General features: G+C 59.5%; 21 protein-coding genes and 3 pseudogenes. 11 read left to right on the top strand and 13 right to left on the bottom strand.

The features are described 5' to 3' along the window. Positions 1 to 298: 298 nt before the first annotated feature. Positions 299 to 1033 carry an alpha/beta fold hydrolase gene (locus tag J3D54_RS18310; protein ID WP_253421045.1) on the bottom strand — a complete coding sequence of 245 codons (735 nt, stop codon included), beginning with the start codon at positions 1031 to 1033 and terminating at the stop codon, positions 299 to 301. A gap of 142 nt (positions 1034 to 1175) precedes the next feature. Here J3D54_RS18310 and J3D54_RS18305 point away from each other — a divergent pair, with 142 nt between their 5' ends. Continuing rightward, on the top strand, positions 1176 to 2309 hold the full coding sequence (locus tag J3D54_RS18305; RefSeq protein ID WP_253421042.1) for a cupin-like domain-containing protein: 1134 nt from the start codon (positions 1176 to 1178) through the stop codon (positions 2307 to 2309). Between the two features lie 257 nt (positions 2310 to 2566). Here the strand turns inward: J3D54_RS18305 and J3D54_RS18300 are convergent. Continuing rightward, positions 2567 to 2731, bottom strand: a pseudogene (locus J3D54_RS18300) (MFS transporter); the annotation flags it as partial. A 163-nt stretch (positions 2732 to 2894) separates the two neighbouring features. Here J3D54_RS18300 and J3D54_RS18295 point away from each other — a divergent pair. From J3D54_RS18295 to J3D54_RS18285, 3 genes and pseudogenes are all read left to right on the top strand, one after another. Beyond that, positions 2895 to 4718 carry a glycoside hydrolase family 15 protein gene (locus tag J3D54_RS18295; RefSeq protein ID WP_253421039.1) on the top strand — a complete coding sequence of 608 codons (1824 nt, stop codon included), beginning with the start codon at positions 2895 to 2897 and terminating at the stop codon, positions 4716 to 4718. A 495-nt stretch (positions 4719 to 5213) separates the two neighbouring features. Then, positions 5214 to 5603, top strand: a complete 390-nt coding sequence (locus J3D54_RS18290; RefSeq protein ID WP_253426656.1) for a hypothetical protein — start codon at positions 5214 to 5216, stop codon at positions 5601 to 5603. Between the two features lie 77 nt (positions 5604 to 5680). Continuing rightward, positions 5681 to 5806: pseudogene (locus tag J3D54_RS18285) on the top strand (alpha/beta hydrolase); the annotation flags it as partial. Positions 5807 to 5836: 30 nt separating this feature from the next. On the opposite strand, the gene J3D54_RS18280 reads toward J3D54_RS18285, so the two are convergent. Beyond that, a complete protein-coding gene (locus tag J3D54_RS18280) occupies positions 5837 to 6829 on the bottom strand; it encodes a GlxA family transcriptional regulator (RefSeq protein ID WP_253421036.1) in 993 nt (330 codons plus the stop codon). 90 nt (positions 6830 to 6919) lie between these two features. On the opposite strand from J3D54_RS18280, the gene inhA reads away from it, so the two are divergent. After that, on the top strand, positions 6920 to 7606 hold the full coding sequence (gene inhA / locus J3D54_RS18275; protein ID WP_253426653.1) for an isonitrile hydratase: 687 nt from the start codon (positions 6920 to 6922) through the stop codon (positions 7604 to 7606). A gap of 37 nt (positions 7607 to 7643) precedes the next feature. On the opposite strand, the gene J3D54_RS18270 is transcribed toward inhA, so the two are convergent. Together J3D54_RS18270 and J3D54_RS18265 are read right to left on the bottom strand one after the other, a co-directional pair. After that, positions 7644 to 7973, bottom strand: a complete 330-nt coding sequence (locus tag J3D54_RS18270) for an antibiotic biosynthesis monooxygenase (protein WP_253421033.1) — start codon at positions 7971 to 7973, stop codon at positions 7644 to 7646. Between the two features lie 26 nt (positions 7974 to 7999). Next, complete coding sequence (locus tag J3D54_RS18265; protein ID WP_253421030.1) at positions 8000 to 8629, bottom strand: LysE family translocator; 630 nt, start codon at positions 8627 to 8629, stop codon at positions 8000 to 8002. Positions 8630 to 8718: 89 nt separating this feature from the next. Between J3D54_RS18265 and J3D54_RS18260 the strand changes: the two genes are divergently transcribed. Next, positions 8719 to 10044, top strand: coding sequence for a PLP-dependent aminotransferase family protein (locus J3D54_RS18260; RefSeq protein ID WP_253421027.1), 1326 nt, complete (start codon positions 8719 to 8721; stop codon positions 10042 to 10044). A 522-nt stretch (positions 10045 to 10566) separates the two neighbouring features. Here J3D54_RS18260 and J3D54_RS18255 read toward each other — a convergent pair. Then, a complete protein-coding gene (locus tag J3D54_RS18255; protein WP_253421011.1) occupies positions 10567 to 11055 on the bottom strand; it encodes an SRPBCC family protein in 489 nt (162 codons plus the stop codon). A 198-nt stretch (positions 11056 to 11253) separates the two neighbouring features. Between J3D54_RS18255 and J3D54_RS18250 the strand changes: the two genes are divergently transcribed. From J3D54_RS18250 to J3D54_RS18240, 3 genes are all read left to right on the top strand, one after another. Beyond that, entirely contained in the window at positions 11254 to 12174 is a 921-nt protein-coding gene (locus J3D54_RS18250; RefSeq protein WP_253421008.1) for an ADP-ribosylglycohydrolase family protein, read from the top strand. A 58-nt stretch (positions 12175 to 12232) separates the two neighbouring features. After that, complete coding sequence (locus J3D54_RS18245; RefSeq protein ID WP_253426651.1) at positions 12233 to 12634, top strand: lysozyme inhibitor LprI family protein; 402 nt, start codon at positions 12233 to 12235, stop codon at positions 12632 to 12634. A gap of 367 nt (positions 12635 to 13001) precedes the next feature. After that, positions 13002 to 13358 (top strand): hypothetical protein, encoded by a 357-nt coding sequence (locus tag J3D54_RS18240; protein WP_019579919.1) that lies wholly within the window; start codon positions 13002 to 13004, stop codon positions 13356 to 13358. A gap of 48 nt (positions 13359 to 13406) precedes the next feature. Here J3D54_RS18240 and J3D54_RS18235 read toward each other — a convergent pair whose 3' ends face one another. From J3D54_RS18235 to J3D54_RS18215, 5 genes and pseudogenes are all read right to left on the bottom strand, one after another. Next, positions 13407 to 13661: a DUF1652 domain-containing protein gene (locus J3D54_RS18235; protein WP_253421006.1), complete on the bottom strand. Its 255-nt coding sequence runs from the start codon at positions 13659 to 13661 to the stop codon at positions 13407 to 13409. Positions 13662 to 14053: 392 nt separating this feature from the next. After that, positions 14054 to 14254 (bottom strand): annotated as a pseudogene (locus J3D54_RS18230) (sigma-54-dependent Fis family transcriptional regulator); the annotation flags it as partial. Between the two features lie 11 nt (positions 14255 to 14265). Then, on the bottom strand, positions 14266 to 15003 hold the full coding sequence (locus tag J3D54_RS18225; protein ID WP_253421003.1) for an S-methyl-5'-thioinosine phosphorylase: 738 nt from the start codon (positions 15001 to 15003) through the stop codon (positions 14266 to 14268). A 12-nt stretch (positions 15004 to 15015) separates the two neighbouring features. Continuing rightward, complete coding sequence (nagZ, locus tag J3D54_RS18220; protein ID WP_253421000.1) at positions 15016 to 16026, bottom strand: beta-N-acetylhexosaminidase; 1011 nt, start codon at positions 16024 to 16026, stop codon at positions 15016 to 15018. Positions 16027 to 16181: 155 nt separating this feature from the next. Further along, positions 16182 to 16889, bottom strand: a complete 708-nt coding sequence (locus J3D54_RS18215) for a TetR/AcrR family transcriptional regulator (RefSeq protein WP_253420997.1) — start codon at positions 16887 to 16889, stop codon at positions 16182 to 16184. A 229-nt stretch (positions 16890 to 17118) separates the two neighbouring features. Here J3D54_RS18215 and lexA point away from each other — a divergent pair, with 229 nt between their 5' ends. Then, positions 17119 to 17727, top strand: a complete 609-nt coding sequence (gene lexA / locus J3D54_RS18210; RefSeq protein WP_007933171.1) for a transcriptional repressor LexA — start codon at positions 17119 to 17121, stop codon at positions 17725 to 17727. Between the two features lie 10 nt (positions 17728 to 17737). Then, positions 17738 to 18211, top strand: coding sequence for an SOS-induced cell division inhibitor SulA (sulA, locus tag J3D54_RS18205; RefSeq protein ID WP_007933172.1), 474 nt, complete (start codon positions 17738 to 17740; stop codon positions 18209 to 18211). 94 nt (positions 18212 to 18305) lie between these two features. On the opposite strand, the gene J3D54_RS18200 is transcribed toward sulA, so the two are convergent. Both J3D54_RS18200 and J3D54_RS18195 read right to left on the bottom strand, forming a co-directional pair. Continuing rightward, a complete protein-coding gene (locus J3D54_RS18200; RefSeq protein ID WP_007933173.1) occupies positions 18306 to 18539 on the bottom strand; it encodes a hypothetical protein in 234 nt (77 codons plus the stop codon). 141 nt (positions 18540 to 18680) lie between these two features. Beyond that, a complete protein-coding gene (locus tag J3D54_RS18195; protein ID WP_253420994.1) occupies positions 18681 to 19205 on the bottom strand; it encodes a DUF6586 family protein in 525 nt (174 codons plus the stop codon). Positions 19206 to 19280 lie beyond the last annotated feature (75 nt).

Here is a 19280-nt window from a genome sequence, read left to right as displayed (position 1 = left end):
TTCTTAGCATCCGGATCAGTAGGCAGGAAGCACAAAGGCACGTCGTCCCTATGAAACGAATGCAGACCGGAAAAATTAGCGTTTGAGAACAAGTATCAGGAAGGAAGGTGAAGCGTAGGTCAGGAGCGATGAAAACCACTCCCACAGGCCATGGGGCCAATCACATCAGCCAAACTTGACGCCTATCTTGTGGGAGCGGGCTTGCCCGCGAAGAACGAAAACGCGGTGTACCTGAGAGAACGTGTCGCCTGCTTCGCGGGCAAGCCCGCTCCCACAGGTTATGCATCGATCACACAATCTATACAGCCGCCATGGCACCCCGCCGATGATGAACCTCCAGCTGATTCTTGATCACCCGCAGCACCTTGGCTTCGTACTCATGAATGAAGAAGTGCCCACCGGCCAGCATGTCCACCGAAAAGCTGCCGTGGGTTTCCTTGCTCCAACCGATCAACTGTTCGGGGGTGGCTTTGTCGGCCTTACCACCCAACACATGCACCGGGCACTTGAGCAATGGCCGCTGCACCGGCTGGAAACGACCGCACAACAGAAAGTCCGCGCGCAGAATCGGCAGCGTCAGGCTCATCAACTCTTCATTGGCCAGCACCTCTTCGCTGGTGCCATTGAGCGTGCGTAGCTGCTCGATCAACTGCGCATCGGTTTTCGGCTCGGCAAAGCCCCGATCGTAGTCGGCGCGCATCGTTGGCGCCGCCGTTCCGGAGGCAAACAGCGCCACCGGTTCCGGGCAACCCAACGCACGAAAGGCATGAGCCAGCTCGCACGCCAGCAAGGCGCCCAGACTATGGCCAAACAGGGCGTAAGGCGCCTTGAGCGTCGGACGCAATTCCCAGGCCAATTGCATCGCCAGCGCGCGCATGTCGGTGTGCAGCGGTTCGCCGAACCGTGCACCTCGCCCCGGCAACTCCACCGGTTGCAACTGCAACCACTGCGGCAACTTGCGCCGCCAGCGGCTGTAGACCATGGCACTGGCGCCAGAATACGGCAGACACAGCAGGGTCAACTCGGTCACCACGTTTACCTCAAAAAGTCGTCTGTAAGGGAGGACGGTCCGCAAGCGGCGCAAATTAGTCAGAGCCGGTTAAATTTTCGCTGCGGATGCTCGTTCCTCTTCAGACAAAAACCAGCTCAGACCAAAACCAACAAGAGGCATCGCCGTGGACCTGCAGACCATCCTGGGCAAACTGTTCGCCAATGCCGGTGCCGTCGGCATCGAAGGGGTTTTTCAATTCGTGTTCGGCCCGCATCAGGCGTACTGGTCAGAGGTCAAGGCCAGCAGCCGCACCGAAGCCGGCCGTCATGCCAGCCCCGACGTGACCATCGAAGTCGCGGAAAAGGACTTTCTCGGGATCATGGGCGGCATGGCCAATGTCGAGGAGCTGTTCGCCAGCGGCCGCTTGAAAATCGGCGGCAACATGGGCCTGGCGACGATGCTGCCGCAGATCATCGAGCACGCCCGCCATGGTGGCGGCGTGGTGGAAAAGGTCGACATGAACAAGCGCTACCCGACCCCGCCGCGTTTCAGCGAAAAGGTCTCCGCCAGCCTGCCGACCCAACGTTCGGTGGAGCGCCGGCCACGTCGCGAATTGTCAGTGCTGGAGTTCGAGACTCGCTACCTGCCCCACGGTATTCCGCTGGTGATCAGCGATGCCCTGCAAGACTGGCCTCTGTTCAAGCTCAGCCGCGAAGCATCGCTGGTGCATTTCGCCGAACTGCAAGGCATCACCCGCCATGGCGATTACGTGAAGAAAACTTTCTCCACGGAACGGGATTTCCGCTCCACCTCCATGGCCGAGTTCATCGCCTCGCTGGACACTCCTGCGGTGAAAAGCGCCGATGGCGAACCCCCGGCCTATATGGGCAACAACATCCTGCCGGCGCAGTTGATGGAGCAGATCAAGTACCCGCCCTACTTCGATCAAGCGCTGTTCATCCCGCCACGCATCTGGATCGGCCCCAAGGGCACGCTGACACCGCTGCATCGCGACGACACCGACAACCTGTTCGCTCAGGTCTGGGGCCGGAAAACCTTCACCCTCGCCGCGCCCCATCACCGCGAAGCGCTCGGCACCTGGTCAACAGCCCCGCAGGGCGGGCTCGACGGTTGTGATTTCAACCCGGATGCGCCGGATTACCAGCGCTTCCCCGGCGCGCAGGACGTGACGTTTTTGCGGGTGACCCTGGAGGCCGGCGATCTGCTGTTTTTGCCCGAAGGCTGGTTCCATCAGGTGGAATCGGTCTCGACGTCGTTGTCGGTGAATTTCTGGGTGAACTCGGGAAGAGGCTGGTAACCACAACATCCCTTGTGGAAGCGGGCTTGCCCTAATGCCAAGTCAAGACGCAGAACCTGTGGGAGCGTGGCTTGCCCGCGATGAACGATGACGCGCAATACCTGAAAAAACGCAGTCGCGGGCAAGCCTGCTCCCACCGTCAATCTTCATTTCAAATGGCGGAAACTCTGCACCGCCGAACCCAGCACCACGGCACCCGCGGCAATCGACACCCAAAACCCGCTGCGCGCACCAAATGCATCCACCAGCCAGCCGGAACTGGCCGCGACGGAGCCCGCCAGGCCGTAACCGCCCTGGCGCTGCGAGAGCATGGTGATCAGGCCGATGCCGGTCATGGAAATCGGTATGCGCGCAATCATCCCGGCCAGCATAAAGGCACGCGCGCCTGGGGCTTGGAACAGCTCGCGGTAGGGGTTTGCCATGGGATCGGGCCTCAACAAGGGCTTGCAACTTGCCACAAACGTTGGCCTGCGGGAAAGCGGCGAATTGTTGGTTGAGTGTGAACGCCGGTTCGTCGCCAAATGAACTCTCTGCGGCTTAAACCAGTCAGCTGGTTAGACCCTCAGTCCAAGGAGTTCTGCGGCAATGGCTGATCATTCCGAACGACAAAGCGCGATCGATGCCCACGGCATCATTGGCGACATGCGCAGCGCGGCGCTGGTCAACGAAAAGGGCAGCGTGGACTTTTTCTGCTGGCCGGAATTCGACAGTCCATCGATCTTCTGCTCGCTGCTGGACAGCCCCGAAGCGGGCATCTTCCAACTGGCCCCGGACCTGCCCGACGCCCGCCGCGAGCAGATTTACCTGCCCGACACTAACGTCTTGCAAACCCGCTGGCTCAGCGATCATGCGGTGGTCGAGGTCACCGATCTGCTGCCCATCGGCGACAGCGAGGATGATTGGCCGATGTTGATGCGCCGGGTGCGTGTGGTCAGCGGTCAAGCGACGATACGGATGTTCTGTAACCCGCGTCATGACTATGCGCGGGCTCATACCACGGCCCGGGGACGTGGTCGGAGTGTGTATTTCGAGGCCTCCGGGCAGCCGCCCATGCAGCTGTGTTCGGATCAGCCCTTGCGTATCGAGGACAACGCAGCGGTTGCTGAATTCACCCTCGAACAGGGCCAAAGCGCCGAGTTTCTGCTCGGCGGTGTTGACGATCCGCGCTTCAAGGAAGGCGCCGCCGATCTGTGCCTGGAGCGCACCCTGAAGTTCTGGCGCGACTGGATCGGCCAGTCCAATTACCGCGGGCGCTGGCGGGAAATGGTCAATCGCTCGGCCCTGGCGCTGAAGCTGCTGACCTCGCGCAAACACGGCGCCATCCTCGCCGCCGCCACCTTCGGCCTGCCGGAAACACCCGGCGGCGCACGTAACTGGGACTACCGCTACACCTGGATCCGCGATGCCTCGTTCACCGTGTACGCCTTCATGCGCCTGGGCTTCGTCGAGGAAGCCAACGCCTACATGCGCTGGCTGCGCGGCAGGGTCAGCGATTGCCGTGGCAAGCCAATGAAACTCAATATTCTGTATGCCATCGATGGCCGTCAGGAACTGCCGGAAACCGAACTTTCGCACCTGTCCGGCCATGGCGGCGCGACGCCGGTGCGCATCGGTAATCAGGCGTATGAGCAAATCCAGCTCGACATTTTCGGTGAGCTGATGGACGCGGTGTACCTGGTCAACAAGTATGGTGAGGCGATCTCCCATGAAGGCTGGAAACACACCGTGGAAGTGGTCGATCAGGTCTGCGAAACCTGGCAACAAAAGGACGTTGGCATCTGGGAAATGCGCGGCGAGCAGTATGATTTCCTGCACTCGCGACTGATGTGCTGGGTGGCGCTGGATCGAGCCATCCGGCTGGCCTCCAAACGCTCGCTGCCCGCCCCGTTCGCCCGTTGGGACCAGACTCGTCAAGCGATCTACGCCGACATCTGGAGCAACTTCTGGAATGAAGAACGCGGGCATTTCGTCCAGCACATCGACGGCACCGGCCTCGACGGCTCGATGCTGCTGATGCCGCTGGTGCGCTTCGTCAGTGCCAAGGATCCGCGCTGGATCGCGACCCTTGAAGCCATCGAGAAAACCCTGGTGCGCGCGGGCATGGTCTACCGCTACCGCAACGACGACAGCCAGATCGACGGCCTGCCCGGCACCGAAGGCGCCTTCGCCGCCTGCTCGTTCTGGTACGTCGAATGCCTGGCCCGCGCCGGCCAGGTGGAAAAGGCGCACCTGGAGTTCGAGCAATTGCTGCGGTACGCCAACCCGCTGGGGCTATACGCCGAAGAGTTCGACAGCCACGCCCGACACTTGGGCAACACACCGCAAGCGCTGACCCACCTGGCGCTGATCAGCGCGGCGAGTTTTCTGGATCGTAAATTAAGCGGGGAAAAGAACTTCTGGCAGCCTTGAGACCGAGGCGCCTGCTTCGCGGGCAAGCCCGCTCCCACAGGGGATCAGCTGTGTGGGCGCAGGCTTCGATGCCGCCGTCGTGACCACCAAAACTCGTCGGAAATATCCCCTTTTACGACTCTTTTTGTAGGATCCAAGCTTACAAGCAATGAACTTAAACACCCTCCGCCTGACACTGCTGACGACCTGTGGCGAGGAGGCTTGCCCCCGTTGGGGCGCGTAGCGGCCCCTCGAATGCTCAACCAAATTCCTCCAGAAGCAGCGCATTTACTGGCTTTTCGACCGCTGCGCAGCCGAACGGAGGCCAGCCCCCTCACCACAGGATCGTGTAAGCCAACGGCCTACAAACACTCCACAAACCTGCCCGTTCAATACGTAGTAACTCTTTCCTACATCCGGAAATACCTTGTTGCCAGCGCCTACATCCATCCCTACCATCCACGCCCAACGGGCACAGCGGAGCTGTCCAACAAAACCCGAATTCAAGGAACCAGAATGAGCCAGCGCATCCATCGCAGCATTGATACCCCACTCCGATCAGGCCTGAATCGGACTGAATTGTGGGAAGGTCCCGACAAAGGCCTGATCAAATGCTGGGAAATCGGCCGCCAACGCGCCGCCCGCTTCCCCGACCTCGCCCACCAATGCCTCACCGGCGAACTCCCGGTGCTGGGTTGGAAAGGTGGCGTCAATCGCAGCCTGAAGAAACTCGAAAAATACGGCTCCCTCAAGTACCTCGCCCAATGGCAGGGGTTGCGCGGTGAAGATCTGGATATTGATCTGAGCGCAGAACGAGCGTTGACCTGTTCCAGGACCAAAATGGTGGTGACGTTTACGCCGGATCGATCGAAGTATTTCAATCAGGTGGCGGACGTGGAAGCCTGAGCAGTAAGGCCGCAGGTCGATCTGAATCAGCCGTTGATAGAGAGCCTAATGGAGCATCGAGTGCAGATTCAAAATGTCCTGACACCCTGCGCTCCGGCCAGCAAGCCGCCCTCGCCCAGGACTTGCTGGACCTGATGGACGCGTTCGCCATCAAACAAGCCGCTTTGTGCGGTTATGACTGGGGCGGTCGGGCGTCGGGCATAACATTCCCGAAGAAGCGCCCGAAGCGACGCTCAAGGCAATACTGGATCTGCTGAAGGGCTGACGGAAAACCGCTCGCGATAAGCCTGCGGTGTCACGCCCATGGCCCGCAGAAAGCTGCGGCGCAAGGTCTCTTCGCTGCCAAACCCGCATTGCACCGCGACCCGTTTGATCGGTACGCCGGTGTCACTGAGCAGCCGTCGCGCGGTCTCGACCCGAATCAGTTCGATGGCCCGGGCCGGGGTCTGGCCGGTGTCGGCGCGGTAGTGGCGCACGAAGCTGCGTTCACTCATGCCGGCCTGCAAGGCTAAGGTCGGAATGCCGAGGTCTTTGGTGAGGTTTTCGCTGATCCAAGCGTGAAGGTCGTCGAATCGGTTGCCTTCTTTCTGCAAAGACAGGGTCACGCTGAACTGCGACTGGCCCCCCGGACGCTTGAGAAACACCACCAATTGTCGGGCGACTTCGAGGGCCATGGTTCGGCCGAGGTCTTGTTCGACCATGGCCAGGGCCAGGTCGATGCCCGCGGTAACCCCGGCCGAGGTCCAGACCGGGCCGTCATTGATGAAGATCGGGTTGGGCTCGACCTGCAGTTTGGGATGCTGCTGCGCCAATTGCTCGCAGCGGGTCCAGTGCGTCACCACCCGTCGACCGTCGAGCCAACCGCTGGCCGCCAGCAAAAACGCGCCGGTACACACTGACGACACCCGCCGGCAACCTCGCGCATGCTCACGCACCCACGCCACCAGTGACGCGTCCTGCGCTGCCGCGTAAACGCCCCAGCCACCGGCAATGATCAAGGTGTCGCTCTCCCCGTCCGGCAGCGGTTCTGCCAATAGCGCCAACCCCGCCGACGACATCACCGCCCCGCCACCGCTGGCAATCACCGACGGAGCATAGGGTGGTGGCAAACCTTGCTGGCGGGCAATGTCATTGGCCGAGGCGAACACCTGCAACGGCCCGGTGACGTCGAGCACTTGCACGTTGGCGAAGGCCAGCACATGAATGGTTTTCGGGCGGTTCGGCATGTTTGGCGTAATTCGTGGGGTTATTGGCGTATGCGCCAGATCCTACGAGCCTACAGTGAAGTCGTCCACCCCAATCAGGAGAAAAACGCCATGACGTTGCAGATCGGTTTACTGTTGTTTCCACAGGTTCAACAACTTGACCTGACCGGCCCTTATGACGTGCTGGCCTCACTGCCGGACGTGAAGGTGCATCTGATCTGGAAGGACCTGATGCCCGTCACCGCGAGTACCGGGCTGGTGCTGAAACCGACCATCACCTTCGACGATTGCCCGCCATTGGATGTGATCTGCGTTCCCGGCGGCGGTGGTGTCGGGCCATTGATGGAGGATGAACAGACCCTGGCCTTCATCAAGGTTCAGGCCGCCACGGCGCGGTATGTCACCTCGGTTTGCACGGGCGCTCTGGTGCTTGGCGCGGCGGGGTTGCTCAAGGGCAAGCGCGCCACCACTCACTGGGCGTATCACGAATTGCTCGGGCTGTTGGGGGCGACCCCGGTGAAGGATCGGGTAGTGCGCGACGGCAATCTGCTGACCGGTGGCGGGATCACCGCAGGCATCGATTTTGCCCTGACCCTGGCCGCTGAGTTGTTCGATAAGGACACCGCACAGCTGGTGCAATTGCAGCTTGAATACGCTCCGGCACCACCGTTTGCGTCAGGCAGCCCCGAGACAGCGCCAGCCGGCGTGCTGGAAGAAGCCCGTAAACGTGCTGCCGGGTCGTTGAAATTACGTACGGAAATCACCGAACGTGCAGCGGCGAAACTCAACTTCCAGTGAAAGAAATGGCTGCGGGAGCTATCGCCCCCGCAGCCAGTCACTCACGCCGACCATTCGGCACAAACAGCTCGAACGAGTCATCGCCATAAGCCCGCTCCACTTTAGCGATCACCACTTGATAACCCGCATACCACTTGCGGTACTGGCGCTTCGCCTCCAGGTGTTTGGGGTGGCTGGCGAACTCTCGGATAGAGGTTTCGTCCTGCCAGTAGTAACTGGCGTTGACCAGCTCGCCATCGGCCGAACACCAGGATTGGGTGCCGACGAACCCTTCGATGCTGATCGCGACTTCGTCGATCAACGTGCTCAACCGGTTGAACTCCTCGTCCCGTTGCCCGGGTTTGTAGATAAACGATGCGATGTACATGCAGAGGTTCCTTTTCAGCGAATGAGTCAGGCCGGACGAGTCATCAGGGCCAGCCGGACGGCGAGTAACAGCAGTACCGCGGCCAGCCCCAATGACTGCCATTTGGCGAATGTCGACGTGCTGGAAATACGCCGGCTGACCGTGCTGCCGAAAACCCCGAGCAGGGTGTGAAACACGCCACTGACCAGGGTCAGCACCATCCCCAGCAGCACCAGCTGTACGGCAATCGAGCCTCGTTGCGCGTTAACGAATTGCGGCAGGAACACCATGAAAAACAGCAAGGCCTTGGGGTTCAACAGGCTATTGAGCATCGCCCGGATCAGCAGGGTCTTGAGCGGCACCTGCGCAACATCCGACGTGCCGCTGGCCGATGGCTTTTGCAACGCCTTGAACGCCAGCCACAGCAGGTACAGGACGCCGGCATAACGGATCAGGTCGAAGGCCGGCGGCCAACTGGCAACCAGTGTCGTAACGCCCATCGCGGTCAGCGCCGTCAGGATCAGATCGGCCAGGCCAATGCCCAATCCCGACGCCACACCACCGCGCCAGCCATAACTGGCGCCATGGCTGATCACGAAGGCCATGTTCGGTCCGGGTGACAGCAGCAACAACATCACCGCGCCGACGAAAATCGATAAGGTCGCAGGGTCAATCACAGCGAAGTCTCCATCCTGGAAGGCCTGTAGGTTAGAGCCCCAATCTGATACAAACAAAAAATTGATCCAGATACAAAGAGCGCTCACCCATGACCCGTATTCGCTACAAACGCCTGGTGGATCAGTTCGCCGGGCAGATTCGCAGCGGTGAGCTGCCACCCGCCACACAATTGCCGACCATTCGCGCGTTGATGCAGCGCGAACGGATTGCCCTGGCCACGGCATTGCGGGTCTATCACGAGCTGGAAGCGATGGGCCTGGTGGTCGGAGAAATCGGCCGCGGCACCTTTGTGCGCGACACGTCCTTGCCACGCGGACTGGGGCTGGAACAGCAACCACTGGGCGTCGGCATGGTGGACCTGACCTTCAATTACCCGTCGGTACCCGGTCAGGACGAGTTATTGCGCGAGGGTTTGCGAGCGCTTGCCGCCTGCGGGGATATCAACGCGCTATTGCATTCCGCGCCTCAGGGCGGGCGTGCCCATGAACGGCAGACGGCAGCCCGGCATTTACGCAATCGGGACATTCGGGTGGGTGGCGATCAGGTGCTGATCGTCAACGGTGCCCAGCAAGGTCTTGCCGTGACGCTGATGGCACTGCTCAAACAGGGAGATATTCTGGCCCTCGACGCCCTCACCTACCCCGGCCTGAAAACCCTGGCCCTGGCCCATCGGCTGGACCTCGAAGCCCTGCCGCAAATCGCCGGGCACACCGACCTCGACGCCCTGGAAGCGCTGTGCAAACGGCGCCCCGTGCGGGCGCTCTACAGCATGCCGACGATGCACAATCCGTTGGGGACGGTGATGTCCATCGCCGACCGTGAACGCCTGGTCCAATTGGCCGAACGCTACGACTTTCTGATCATCGAAGACGGTGCCTATGCCTTCCTCGCAGAACCGGCGCCCAAACCGCTGTTTACCTTGGCCCCGCAACGCACGCTGTATATCAGCGGCCTGTCAAAAAGCGTTGCCTCGGGCCTGCGCATCGGTTTCATCGTTGCACCGAAAGCGATGATCCCGGCGCTGGAACAAACCATCCGCGTGTCGACATGGAGCACCCCGTCGCTGACCGTCGCACTGGCCTGCCGCTGGATCGATAGCGGCGAAGTCGACAACCTCGAAGAGCAAAAGCGCCTGGACGCCCGGCAGCGACAGGACCTGGCTCGGCAAATCCTGAATAATTGCGAACGGGTGGCGCATCCCGCTTCCTATTACCTTTGGCTCAGATTGCCCGAAGGCTTACGGGCCGAAACTGCGGTTGCCGAGCTGGAACGTAAAGGTGTGCAGGTGACCAGCGCCGATCCCTTTGCCACGACCGCTCATGTGCCTCCAGCACTGCGGGTGGCCATGGGATCGATCAGCCTCGACGTGTTGAAGCGCGCCCTGGAGACTCTGCGTGAAGTCGTGGACATCTGACGGATTTTTCTGACGCCCATAAAAAAACCCGCCGAAGCGGGTTTCTCAAGACCATTGCGACATCCTGTCGGCAGCCATCCTGGCGTATGGTCGATCATCCGTGATCCTGAGCACATCCTGTGCTTCAGTTGATGGATCCAGATTAAACATATCGATGAAGCATCAAAAGACGACATACCACCGACTGCGTGTAAGCCATTGACCACTCAACACCAGAACCTGCCCTTGTAGGGAATAAGGTTGAAGTTTTCTCAAGACGAAAAAAAACCCGCCGAAGCGGGTTTTCCCAAGACCATATCGACTCCCTGTCGGCAGCAATCCTTGCTTATGGTCGATCATCCGTGACCCTGGAGCACTTCCTGTGCTTCAGTTGATGGGGCTAGATTACGCTTCGGATCCAATCTGCAACAGACGACATAGCTACTACCGCGTGTAAGACATTCGCCATAGCCGCCCTTCCGAAAACCCTTAGACGTATCAACCGTCATGGGCCAAAGCCGCGAGTTTCGCGGCCTGCAGCCATCAACCTCCCTGAAGATCGTGGGTCTTGGTGTTTTCTGCCAGAAACTGTTCGATGTTGTTCATCTGCTCATCCCAGCCACGGCTGTCCATGCGGAACGCCTTGAGCCTGCGCGACTGAGGAATGTGATCGAAACCGGACTCGACGACCGTCAATAGCGTGTCTTCGCCCATGTCCTGGAGTTCGAATTTCACCAGCGTGGTGGGCTCCTGGGAGTAATCGACTTCCGGTTCCACTGCATACGGGTGCCAGCGAAACGAAAACACCCGCTCCGGCTCGACCCGCTCCACCAGGACATTCCACAACAAGTGCTCATAACCAGGATAAGTAATCTGCCCCTGGGTCCACTCGCCGGCGACAAAGCGTTTACCTTTGAGTGCCACGCCGAACCATTGCCCGAACATTTCGGCATTGGCCAGCATGCGCCAGACCCGCGAGCGCGGCGCCTTGAGCAAGATCTTCCTTTCGATGCGATCTGATGCAGGGTTCATAAGTCACCTCCTGTATTGAACAGTAGGCCTGTAAAGCCCATAAGACCAACCTAAAAGTTGTATCAAACGGGTGCCACAAGCAAGCATGCCTGAAATATTCGGCCTCGATTTTGGCCATAAGTTCTAGTTTGAAAGGCACAGTCAACGGATTGAAACTGCTAACGTTTACAGCGACGTTGGCCCCTACAAGGAAGATTCATGCAGCCTTCACTCACGGAGCGTTATCGCGCAACCCTGTTAGGGCTTGCTTGCGCAGATGCTATCGGCACCAGTGTCGAATTCCAGCCGCGCGGCTCGTTCAAGCCCCTGACTGATATGGTTGGCGGCGGCCTGTTCAATCTGAAGCCAGGGCAATGGACCGATGACACCTCCATGGCACTTTGCCTGGCAGAAAGTCTGCTGAACAAGAAAGGTTTTGATGCGGCCGACCAGATGGGGCGCTACCTCAACTGGTGGCAATGGGGTTACCTGAGTTCAACCGGCGAATGTTTCGACATTGGCATGACCGTACGTGAAGCGCTGGCTCGTTATCAGGAAACCGGGCAGCCATTCGCTGGGTCCACCGATCCCGACACGGCAGGCAACGGTTCTCTGATGCGGCTAGCGCCGGTAGTTTTGTACTACTTCCCCGACCGAGACCGGATCAAGACGTTTTCCGCAGACAGTTCGCGCACCACCCATGCTGCACCAGAGGCCATCGAGTGCTGTCAGTTGCTTGCCGAACTGCTCCGCAAGGCATTGCTGGGCGCCACCAAGCCGGATTTGCAGCGCCTGCCAGAGCCAATACTCCTGGAACCGAAAGTCATGGCCATCGCCCGAGGCGACTACCTCGACAAGTCCAAAGACGATATCCGGGGCAGCGGCTACTGCGTTGCATCACTGGAAGCGGCCTTGTGGTGTTTTCACCACACGGGCAGTTTTGAAGCTGCCATCCTCGAAGCCGCTAACCTGGGCGACGACGCCGATACCACTGCCGCCATCGTCGGCCAGTTGGCCGGAGCCCACTACGGTATGCAGGCGATCCCGGACGGTTGGCTGACGAAGTTGCACATGCGCGAGGATATCCAGACCTGTGCAGACCTATTACTCGCGGCTTCAGGCGCCCTTGCTGCAAGCTGAAGCCTGCGTCTTCGCTACACTGCAACCTCATCTTTCCATTGTTACAGTGAAAATTCCCATGCCTCCACGTTTTCTCCTGATGCTGACGCCACAGCTGTTCACCCCCCTTGCGCATGCCGCCAACTGCGACAACGCCACCGACCAGACGACGATGAATCAGTGCGCGGCGCAGCAGAACAAGGCGGCCGACCAAGAACTGAATGCGCTTTACCAGCAGATCACCACGCGCTTGAAGGACAGCCCTGATACCAAAAAACTGCTGGTCGGGGCCCAGCGCTCATGGATTGCGTTTCGCGATGCCGAGTGCAAGTTCTCGGCATCCGGAGTGGAAGGTGGCAGCGTGTATCCGCTGATCTACAGCAACTGCACCACGGAGCTGACCAAGGCGCGGGTCGAAGCGTTCAAGACTTACTTGAAGTGTAAGGAAGGGGATTTGAGCTGTCCGGTGCCTGAGGCTTGATGCTGCTGCGGTGTTCTTGAGGACCTCTTCGCAGGCAAGCCTCGCTCCTATATGAGTCTTCGGCGGTACACAAATCGTGTGTTCACCAAAAAATTCCAGAGTAGGAGCGAGGCTTGCCCGCGAAGGCGACCTTTCAGGCGCCGCGTGCCAGCTTAACGATCACTATAAAAATCAATCAGTTACTTGAAATCACTGGCTTATGAGCGGGTCTGAACGAGATCGCCCGCGTCTAATATCGCGACACCTGTTGCAGTGTGAGACAAGCATAGAGGCCCCCGGCCGGAACACTTCATCGCCCGGCGATTGACGATGCTCCGGTGCAGGCGCGAAATGAGGGTTCACCGATTGCCAGTCAGAGGGTAAGAACATGGCAAGCATAACGGTCCTGGCGGGGGACTTTCTGCAGGGTGATGGAGAGTACACAGACGGCGTTTTCACGCTCAGGACGTCGCTTCACCCGTGGCCCGGCATCACCCTCCCGCTCTCATTGTTCAAGAGTGTAGAAGTGGCCAACGAGGATTCGATCAACAACATCAAGGATGTCATCGGCTTCGGCGTGGCGGGGGCCATGTTGCTGGGGCCTATCGGCGCAATTGCCGGCTTCATGTTGGCTGGCAAGGAAACCGAGGTAACCTTTCTGGCCACACTCAAGGATGGAAGAAGGTTGCTGGCAGCTGTAGACAGCGACACGTTCGATGAGATTTCCCGAAAAATCCCGTCCTGACATGACAGACGCACGCCGCACCATCGACAGGTGCGGCGTGACATCGGTTCAACTGTAGAACGTCGGGTGAACGCCTTTGTGAGCCTCGATTTCCAACCGCATATCAGCCACCAGCGATGCAATTGCATGGGGACTGTCCAGTGTCCATACCGGTACGTGAGTGGCCACCAGATCCACTTTGCCGGTCATACAATCGCAAACCCGAATCGTCAGGAACTGGTCTGCCTCCATACTGCAGATGCACACGGCGGGCAGAAAACTTTGCTCGATGATGTTTTTGATTTCCAGAGGTGATAGGAACATCGCTACCTCCCTCGCGCCAGATGTATGCCGGGCAAATGCTCCGTCATTTCACCCTTTAGCCTGAAAATTCTAGTCCTCAATAGCGGGTGTCTCAAGGCTGTGACAGGTCGCTCGTCGTCTCATCGGGCTGTCGCGATTTGCGACACCTCCAAGCGAGTCACCCGCCCCTCGCATCACTCAAAACCCCGCCGACACTGGGCTATCAGCCCCTTCCCGGCACTTGACACAGCCATTGCCAAACAGTGAGCAAGCCCCTTTTTCACGCACAACAAGAGGTCTTGCCATGCCCCTCCCTTATCTGCTTCCCGCCACTTCGGCGTTCATCCAGCGCGCACCGCGCATGCTCATCGGCGGTGACTGGGTCGAGGCCGCCGACGGCCAGACCATGCCCCTGCGCCAAAGGTGATGTCTTGCAGGCCGCTGCCCTTGAGACGGTCGGCGCGACCTTCGACGGCGAGGATGGTGGCGTCGGAATTGGTGAGGATGATCAGCCCTTCCTTGCCTTGGCGATCGGTCAGATAGTCGATGGCCGGCATCGCCGCATCGATCAACAACCGATTGCTCGCCAGCAGCACGTCGAGACTGGCGCTCGAGAGTGTCGAGCTTAGCCTTTCAATACCCGCGCCAACGTCGACTTCACTTTGCCCATGCCATCATGCAGTGCCTGTTCAATCTCGGCCATGGTAATGACCGCCGTCGATTTGCCCGCCGCCGGGTTCACCACCAGCGCCAGACAGGCATAGTCCAGTTCCAGCTCACGCGCCAGCGCTGCCTCCGGCATCCCGGTCATGCCGACGATGTCACAACCGTCACGTTCCAGCTTCGCGATTTCAGCGACCGTTTCCAGACGCGGCCCCTGGGTGCAGGCGTACACGCCATGACTGCTATAGCCGACACCTTCAGCCGCCAACGCCGCGATCAATTGCTGGCGCAGGGGTTCGCTGTAGGGATAGCTGAAGTCGATGTGTGTCACGTGTTCCAGGTCATCAGCGAAATAGGTGTGTTGGCGGCCGCTGGTGTAGTCGATCAATTGATGCGGCACACAGAAATGCCCAGTGCCCATCGCGGCATGAATCCCGCCCACCGCATTGACCGCGAGAATCGCTTCGGCGCCGGCCTGCTTCAAGGCCCATAGATTGGCGCGATAGTTCACCTGATGCGGCGGGAAGCGATGTGGGTGGCCGTGACGTGCGAGAAACAGCACTTCCTTGCCGGCATATTCACCGATCTGCACCTCGGCCGAAGGCGCGCCATAAGGGGTGTCCACCGCCAATGACTGACGAATGCTCAAGCCTTCGAGTTCAGTCAGGCCGGTGCCACCGATAATCGCGTAAACCGTCATAACGAAAAATCCTTAATCAATCAATTGAGCTTCTTTGAGCGCACCGACGGCCGTCAGCCAGCGCGGGTCTTGACGGTATTCGGTGCTGGCGTACGCCTGCCCGCGCATCCGCGCAATACGCGCTGAAGGTTTGACCTTCAACCGCTGGGCGGCACTCAAGGCCAGTTCGGCAGCCGCGCGGTCGTTGCATACCAGGCCCATGTCGCAACCGGCGGTCAATGCCGCTTCGATGCGACTGGCGGCATCGCCCACCACGTGTGCACCGGCCATCGACAGGTCATCACTGAAGATCACGCCATCGAACTGCAGCTCGCCGCGCAGAATGTCCTGCAACCAGCGGCGGGAAAAACCGGCAGGCTGGGAATCGACTTGTGGATAAATAACGTGGGCCGGCATGACCGCGGCCAGTTGTTTGCTCAATCGCGCGAACGGCACCAGGTCGTTGGCACGGATCTGATCAAGACTGCGCTCATCGTTGGGAATCGCAACGTGGGAATCGGCCTCGGCCCAGCCATGACCGGGGAAATGCTTGCCGGTGGCAGCCATTCCGGCGCTGTTCATGCCGCGGATGAACGCACCGGCGAGCAAGGCGGCGCGCTCCGGATCGCTTTCGAACGAACGCGTGCCAACCACCGCACTGCGCTGGTAGTCGAGGTCCAGTACCGGGGCGAAGCTCAGGTCGAGACCGACCGCGAGGACTTCGGTCGCCATGATCCAGCCGCACTGCTCGGCCAGGTATTCGGCATTCGGGTTGTCGGCGATGGCGCGCATGGCGGGCAGTCGCACGAAGCCCTGACGCAGTCGCTGAACCCGACCGCCCTCCTGATCCACCGCCAGCAGCAGATCAGGACGAATGGCGCGGATCGCGGCGCTCAACTCGCGCACCTGACGCGGGTGTTCGATGTTGCGGGCAAAAATGATCAGGCCGCCCACTTCGGGTTGGCGCAACAATTGGCGATCTTCAGACGTCAGCCAGGTACCGGCGACGTCCACCATCAACGAGCCTTGCAGGCCAGCAGTCATAGAAATTCCTTGGTTACGATAAACCCGGCTCGCACGAATTCGCCCCCATGGGCTGAGCCCGGCAGGTCGGCGACATCAATGAGGGGGTTCAGAACGAGAGTCGGCATGGGCGACTAGCTTAGCGGATGTCAGCTGCCGCGCCCACCCGTGTGCGGTTAAACCTTGGCGGCCACCGGGGTCGATTTGCCGCGAGGACGCAGCTGTGCGGTGGCCATGGCGGTGTCGGTGACGCCGGTTTCGGCACGCATGCCCGCGGCCAGGAATGGCACCATCAGACGCATCACTTGCTCGATGGAAGTGTTGACCCCGAAATCAGTCTCGGCAATCGCGCGCAAGGCCTTGATCCCCGACATGCTGAACGCCGCGGCACCGAGCATGAAGTGCACGCGCCAGAACAGTTCGATCGGCGGAATGCGCGGAGCGGCTTCGTTGACCAGCATCATGTAGCGGCGGAAAACCTTGCCGTACATGTCTTCCAGATAGCGACGCAAGTGACCTTGGCTCTGACTGAAAGCCAGCCCCAGCAAACGCATGAAGATGGACAGGTCGTTGCCGCTGCGTGGCTGCACCACCAAGGCTTGTTCGACGAGGATCTCCAGCAGCTCTTCAAGGGTCGGCTTGTTCTCAGGCTTGGCCTGACGGCGCTCCAGCTCTTTATCGAGACTGAGGCAGAACGGCCCGAGAAAACGCGAGAATACCGCCTGAATCAGCGCCTTCTTCGATCCGAAGTGATAGTTCACCGCCGCCAGATTGACACCGGCCTTGCTGGTGATCAGACGCAACGAGGTTTCAGCGAAACCTTTTTCCGCGAACAATTGCTCGGCAGCATCGAGAATGCGTTCAACGGTTTCCGACTGGGCCATGGCTACTCCGCCTGACAAACACTTGTTTGAAACATACGTTTCAGCCCAGGCCTTGTCAAGTCTGGCGGTTCGTTTTTGGAATGGTCGGTCAGCTATTTAACCATACAACACTGGCGCTTCAATCGGCGAGCTGAATGACCGTCCAGCGGCCAGCAAAAAAAGGGGCATTGCCAAGACCGGTCCACTGTATATAATCCCAGTCACTGTATAAAAAGACAGAGCGATCAATATGCTAAAGCTGACGCCACGCCAAGCAGAGATTCTGGCCTTCATCAAACGCTGCCTCGAAGACAACGGCTACCCGCCGACCCGCGCGGAAATCGCTCAGGAACTGGGGTTCAAATCGCCCAATGCAGCGGAAGAACACCTCAAGGCACTGGCCCGCAAGGGTGCGATCGAGATGACCCCAGGCGCCTCCCGTGGCATTCGCATTCCTGGCTTCGAAGCCAAGGCCGACGAGTCTACCCTGCCAATCATCGGCCGAGTGGCAGCGGGCGCTCCGATCCTCGCCCAGCAGCACATCGAAGAATCCTGCAACATCAACCCTTCGTTCTTCCACCCTCGCGCTGACTATCTATTGCGGGTCCATGGCATGAGCATGAAGGACGTCGGCATTTTCGACGGTGACCTGCTGGCCGTCCATACCACCCGTGAAGCCCGTAACGGTCAGATCGTAGTGGCACGGATCGGCGACGAAGTGACCGTCAAGCGCTTCAAGCGCGATGGCAGCAAGGTCTGGCTGATTGCCGAAAACCCTGAATTCGCCCCTATCGAAGTCAACCTGAAAGATCAGGAACTGGTGATCGAAGGCTTGAGCGTCGGCGTGATTCGCCGCTAAAGGAGGCTTTATGCAGTTCCCACACACTTCACAGCAAGCCCAACTCCCGTTGTTCGAGGCGTTCATGGCGCAGCCGCTGGCGCCGATCCTGAAAGACGTGGTCGAATCGCCCTGGAGCGCCGAGCCCGAAGTCTTCAGCGAGCTGTCATTGCGTGGCGCGGCCGGGAACTGCCTGAACCTTCTGGCCCCCATCCTCAGGGAGCTGAGTCAGGACCAGGATGCTCGCTGGCTGACTCTGATCGCCCCGCCCGCCAGCCTGACCCAGGCTTGGCTGCGGGACGCCGGCCTGAACCGTGAACGCATTCTGCTGCTGCAACCACGCGGTACACAGAGCGCTCAGCAGCTGACCTGTGAAGCCTTGCGACTTGGTCGCAGCCATACGGTCGTCAGCTGGCTAAACCCATTGAGCACATCGTCGCGGCAACAGCTGATCAGCGCCGCCCGTACTGGGGATGCGCAAAGTCTGAATATTCGACTGGGTTAACTGACAAAACACTGTATGCGCTGAACAGCGCGGGGCTTCTCCAAGGACAGAGAAGCCGATCTGTAGAGGTATCCGCAAAATCCGACGGGCGGGATCAATGAAGAACCCGCGGTCCCTCTTCCTTATCAAATTCGCCTTCAACCAGGCGTCCTGCCATCTGGACACCGACACTCAACATCGCCTTGGCGACTTCCACGTGCTGGCCTTGCAGGAAAGCCTTGGCATCCTCGGAGAAATCCAAAGTAACCAGAGAACCCTCGTCCTCGGCCCTACGCAGCTCGATTCGGCCGTCTGGTAACTCGACAATTTCTAGAAAGGACGTTGGCATAAAGGTCTGTTCTCCACGAAAGGCGGGGATTATATAGGCATCGGCCAAGCTTCGCTCGGGATCTTGACCAGATGCCATCACGAAGAAAAATTTCTGATAACACGCTTCTTTGAGCGGACCATTCGCCAAACACTCAATCTTTCAGCACTCGTTCAGCCCTTCGCGAAACCGGATCGCCAAGCTTTTCAGATTCTGCCGCCAGCTCTCCAGTTCTTCCCGGCTCAGCTCTTCAGGCGCCTCTTCTTCGTCCAGATTGACGGCCAGAATGAGCGGCTGCGTCACATCGCCCTTGGGCTTGTGCGGCGCACGAGGCGGCTGAAACAGTGCGGCATAAGCCGACAGCAGTTTGGCCAGCCAGGTTTCAGGGTTTTGCGCCAACTCGACCATTTCGGACATTTCCGGAATAGCGATGGTTTCGAGCACTTCGCGGGTCAGCAGCATCTCTGCCCGCGGCGCATTGGCCTGAGGTAAGCGATAGAAACCGGCGATTTCATGGCACAGCCCCAGCAGAGCTCCGTACAGGTGAAACAACGCCGATTCGCGCCCGGCCTGAATCAGCGCCAGGGAGTTCATCGCCCGCCCCTCTTCGGCCTTGGCGAGCGCTTCCAGCGACAGACCGGCGAAATAAATCTTCTGGTTGGTACGGGTATAGAGTTCGTGGGCCATGACGGCAGCCTCCACAACGAAATATTTGCTTAACGCAGGTCTGACAGTGTCGTGGATCACCCAAGCTCACCGCAA

The sequence above is a fragment of the Pseudomonas sp. GGS8 genome (genome assembly GCF_024168645.1).
GTDB lineage: Bacteria > Pseudomonadota > Gammaproteobacteria > Pseudomonadales > Pseudomonadaceae > Aquipseudomonas.
The sequence above is the reverse complement of the archived record's forward strand: the minus strand, read 5'-3'. Positions and strand labels throughout refer to the sequence as shown.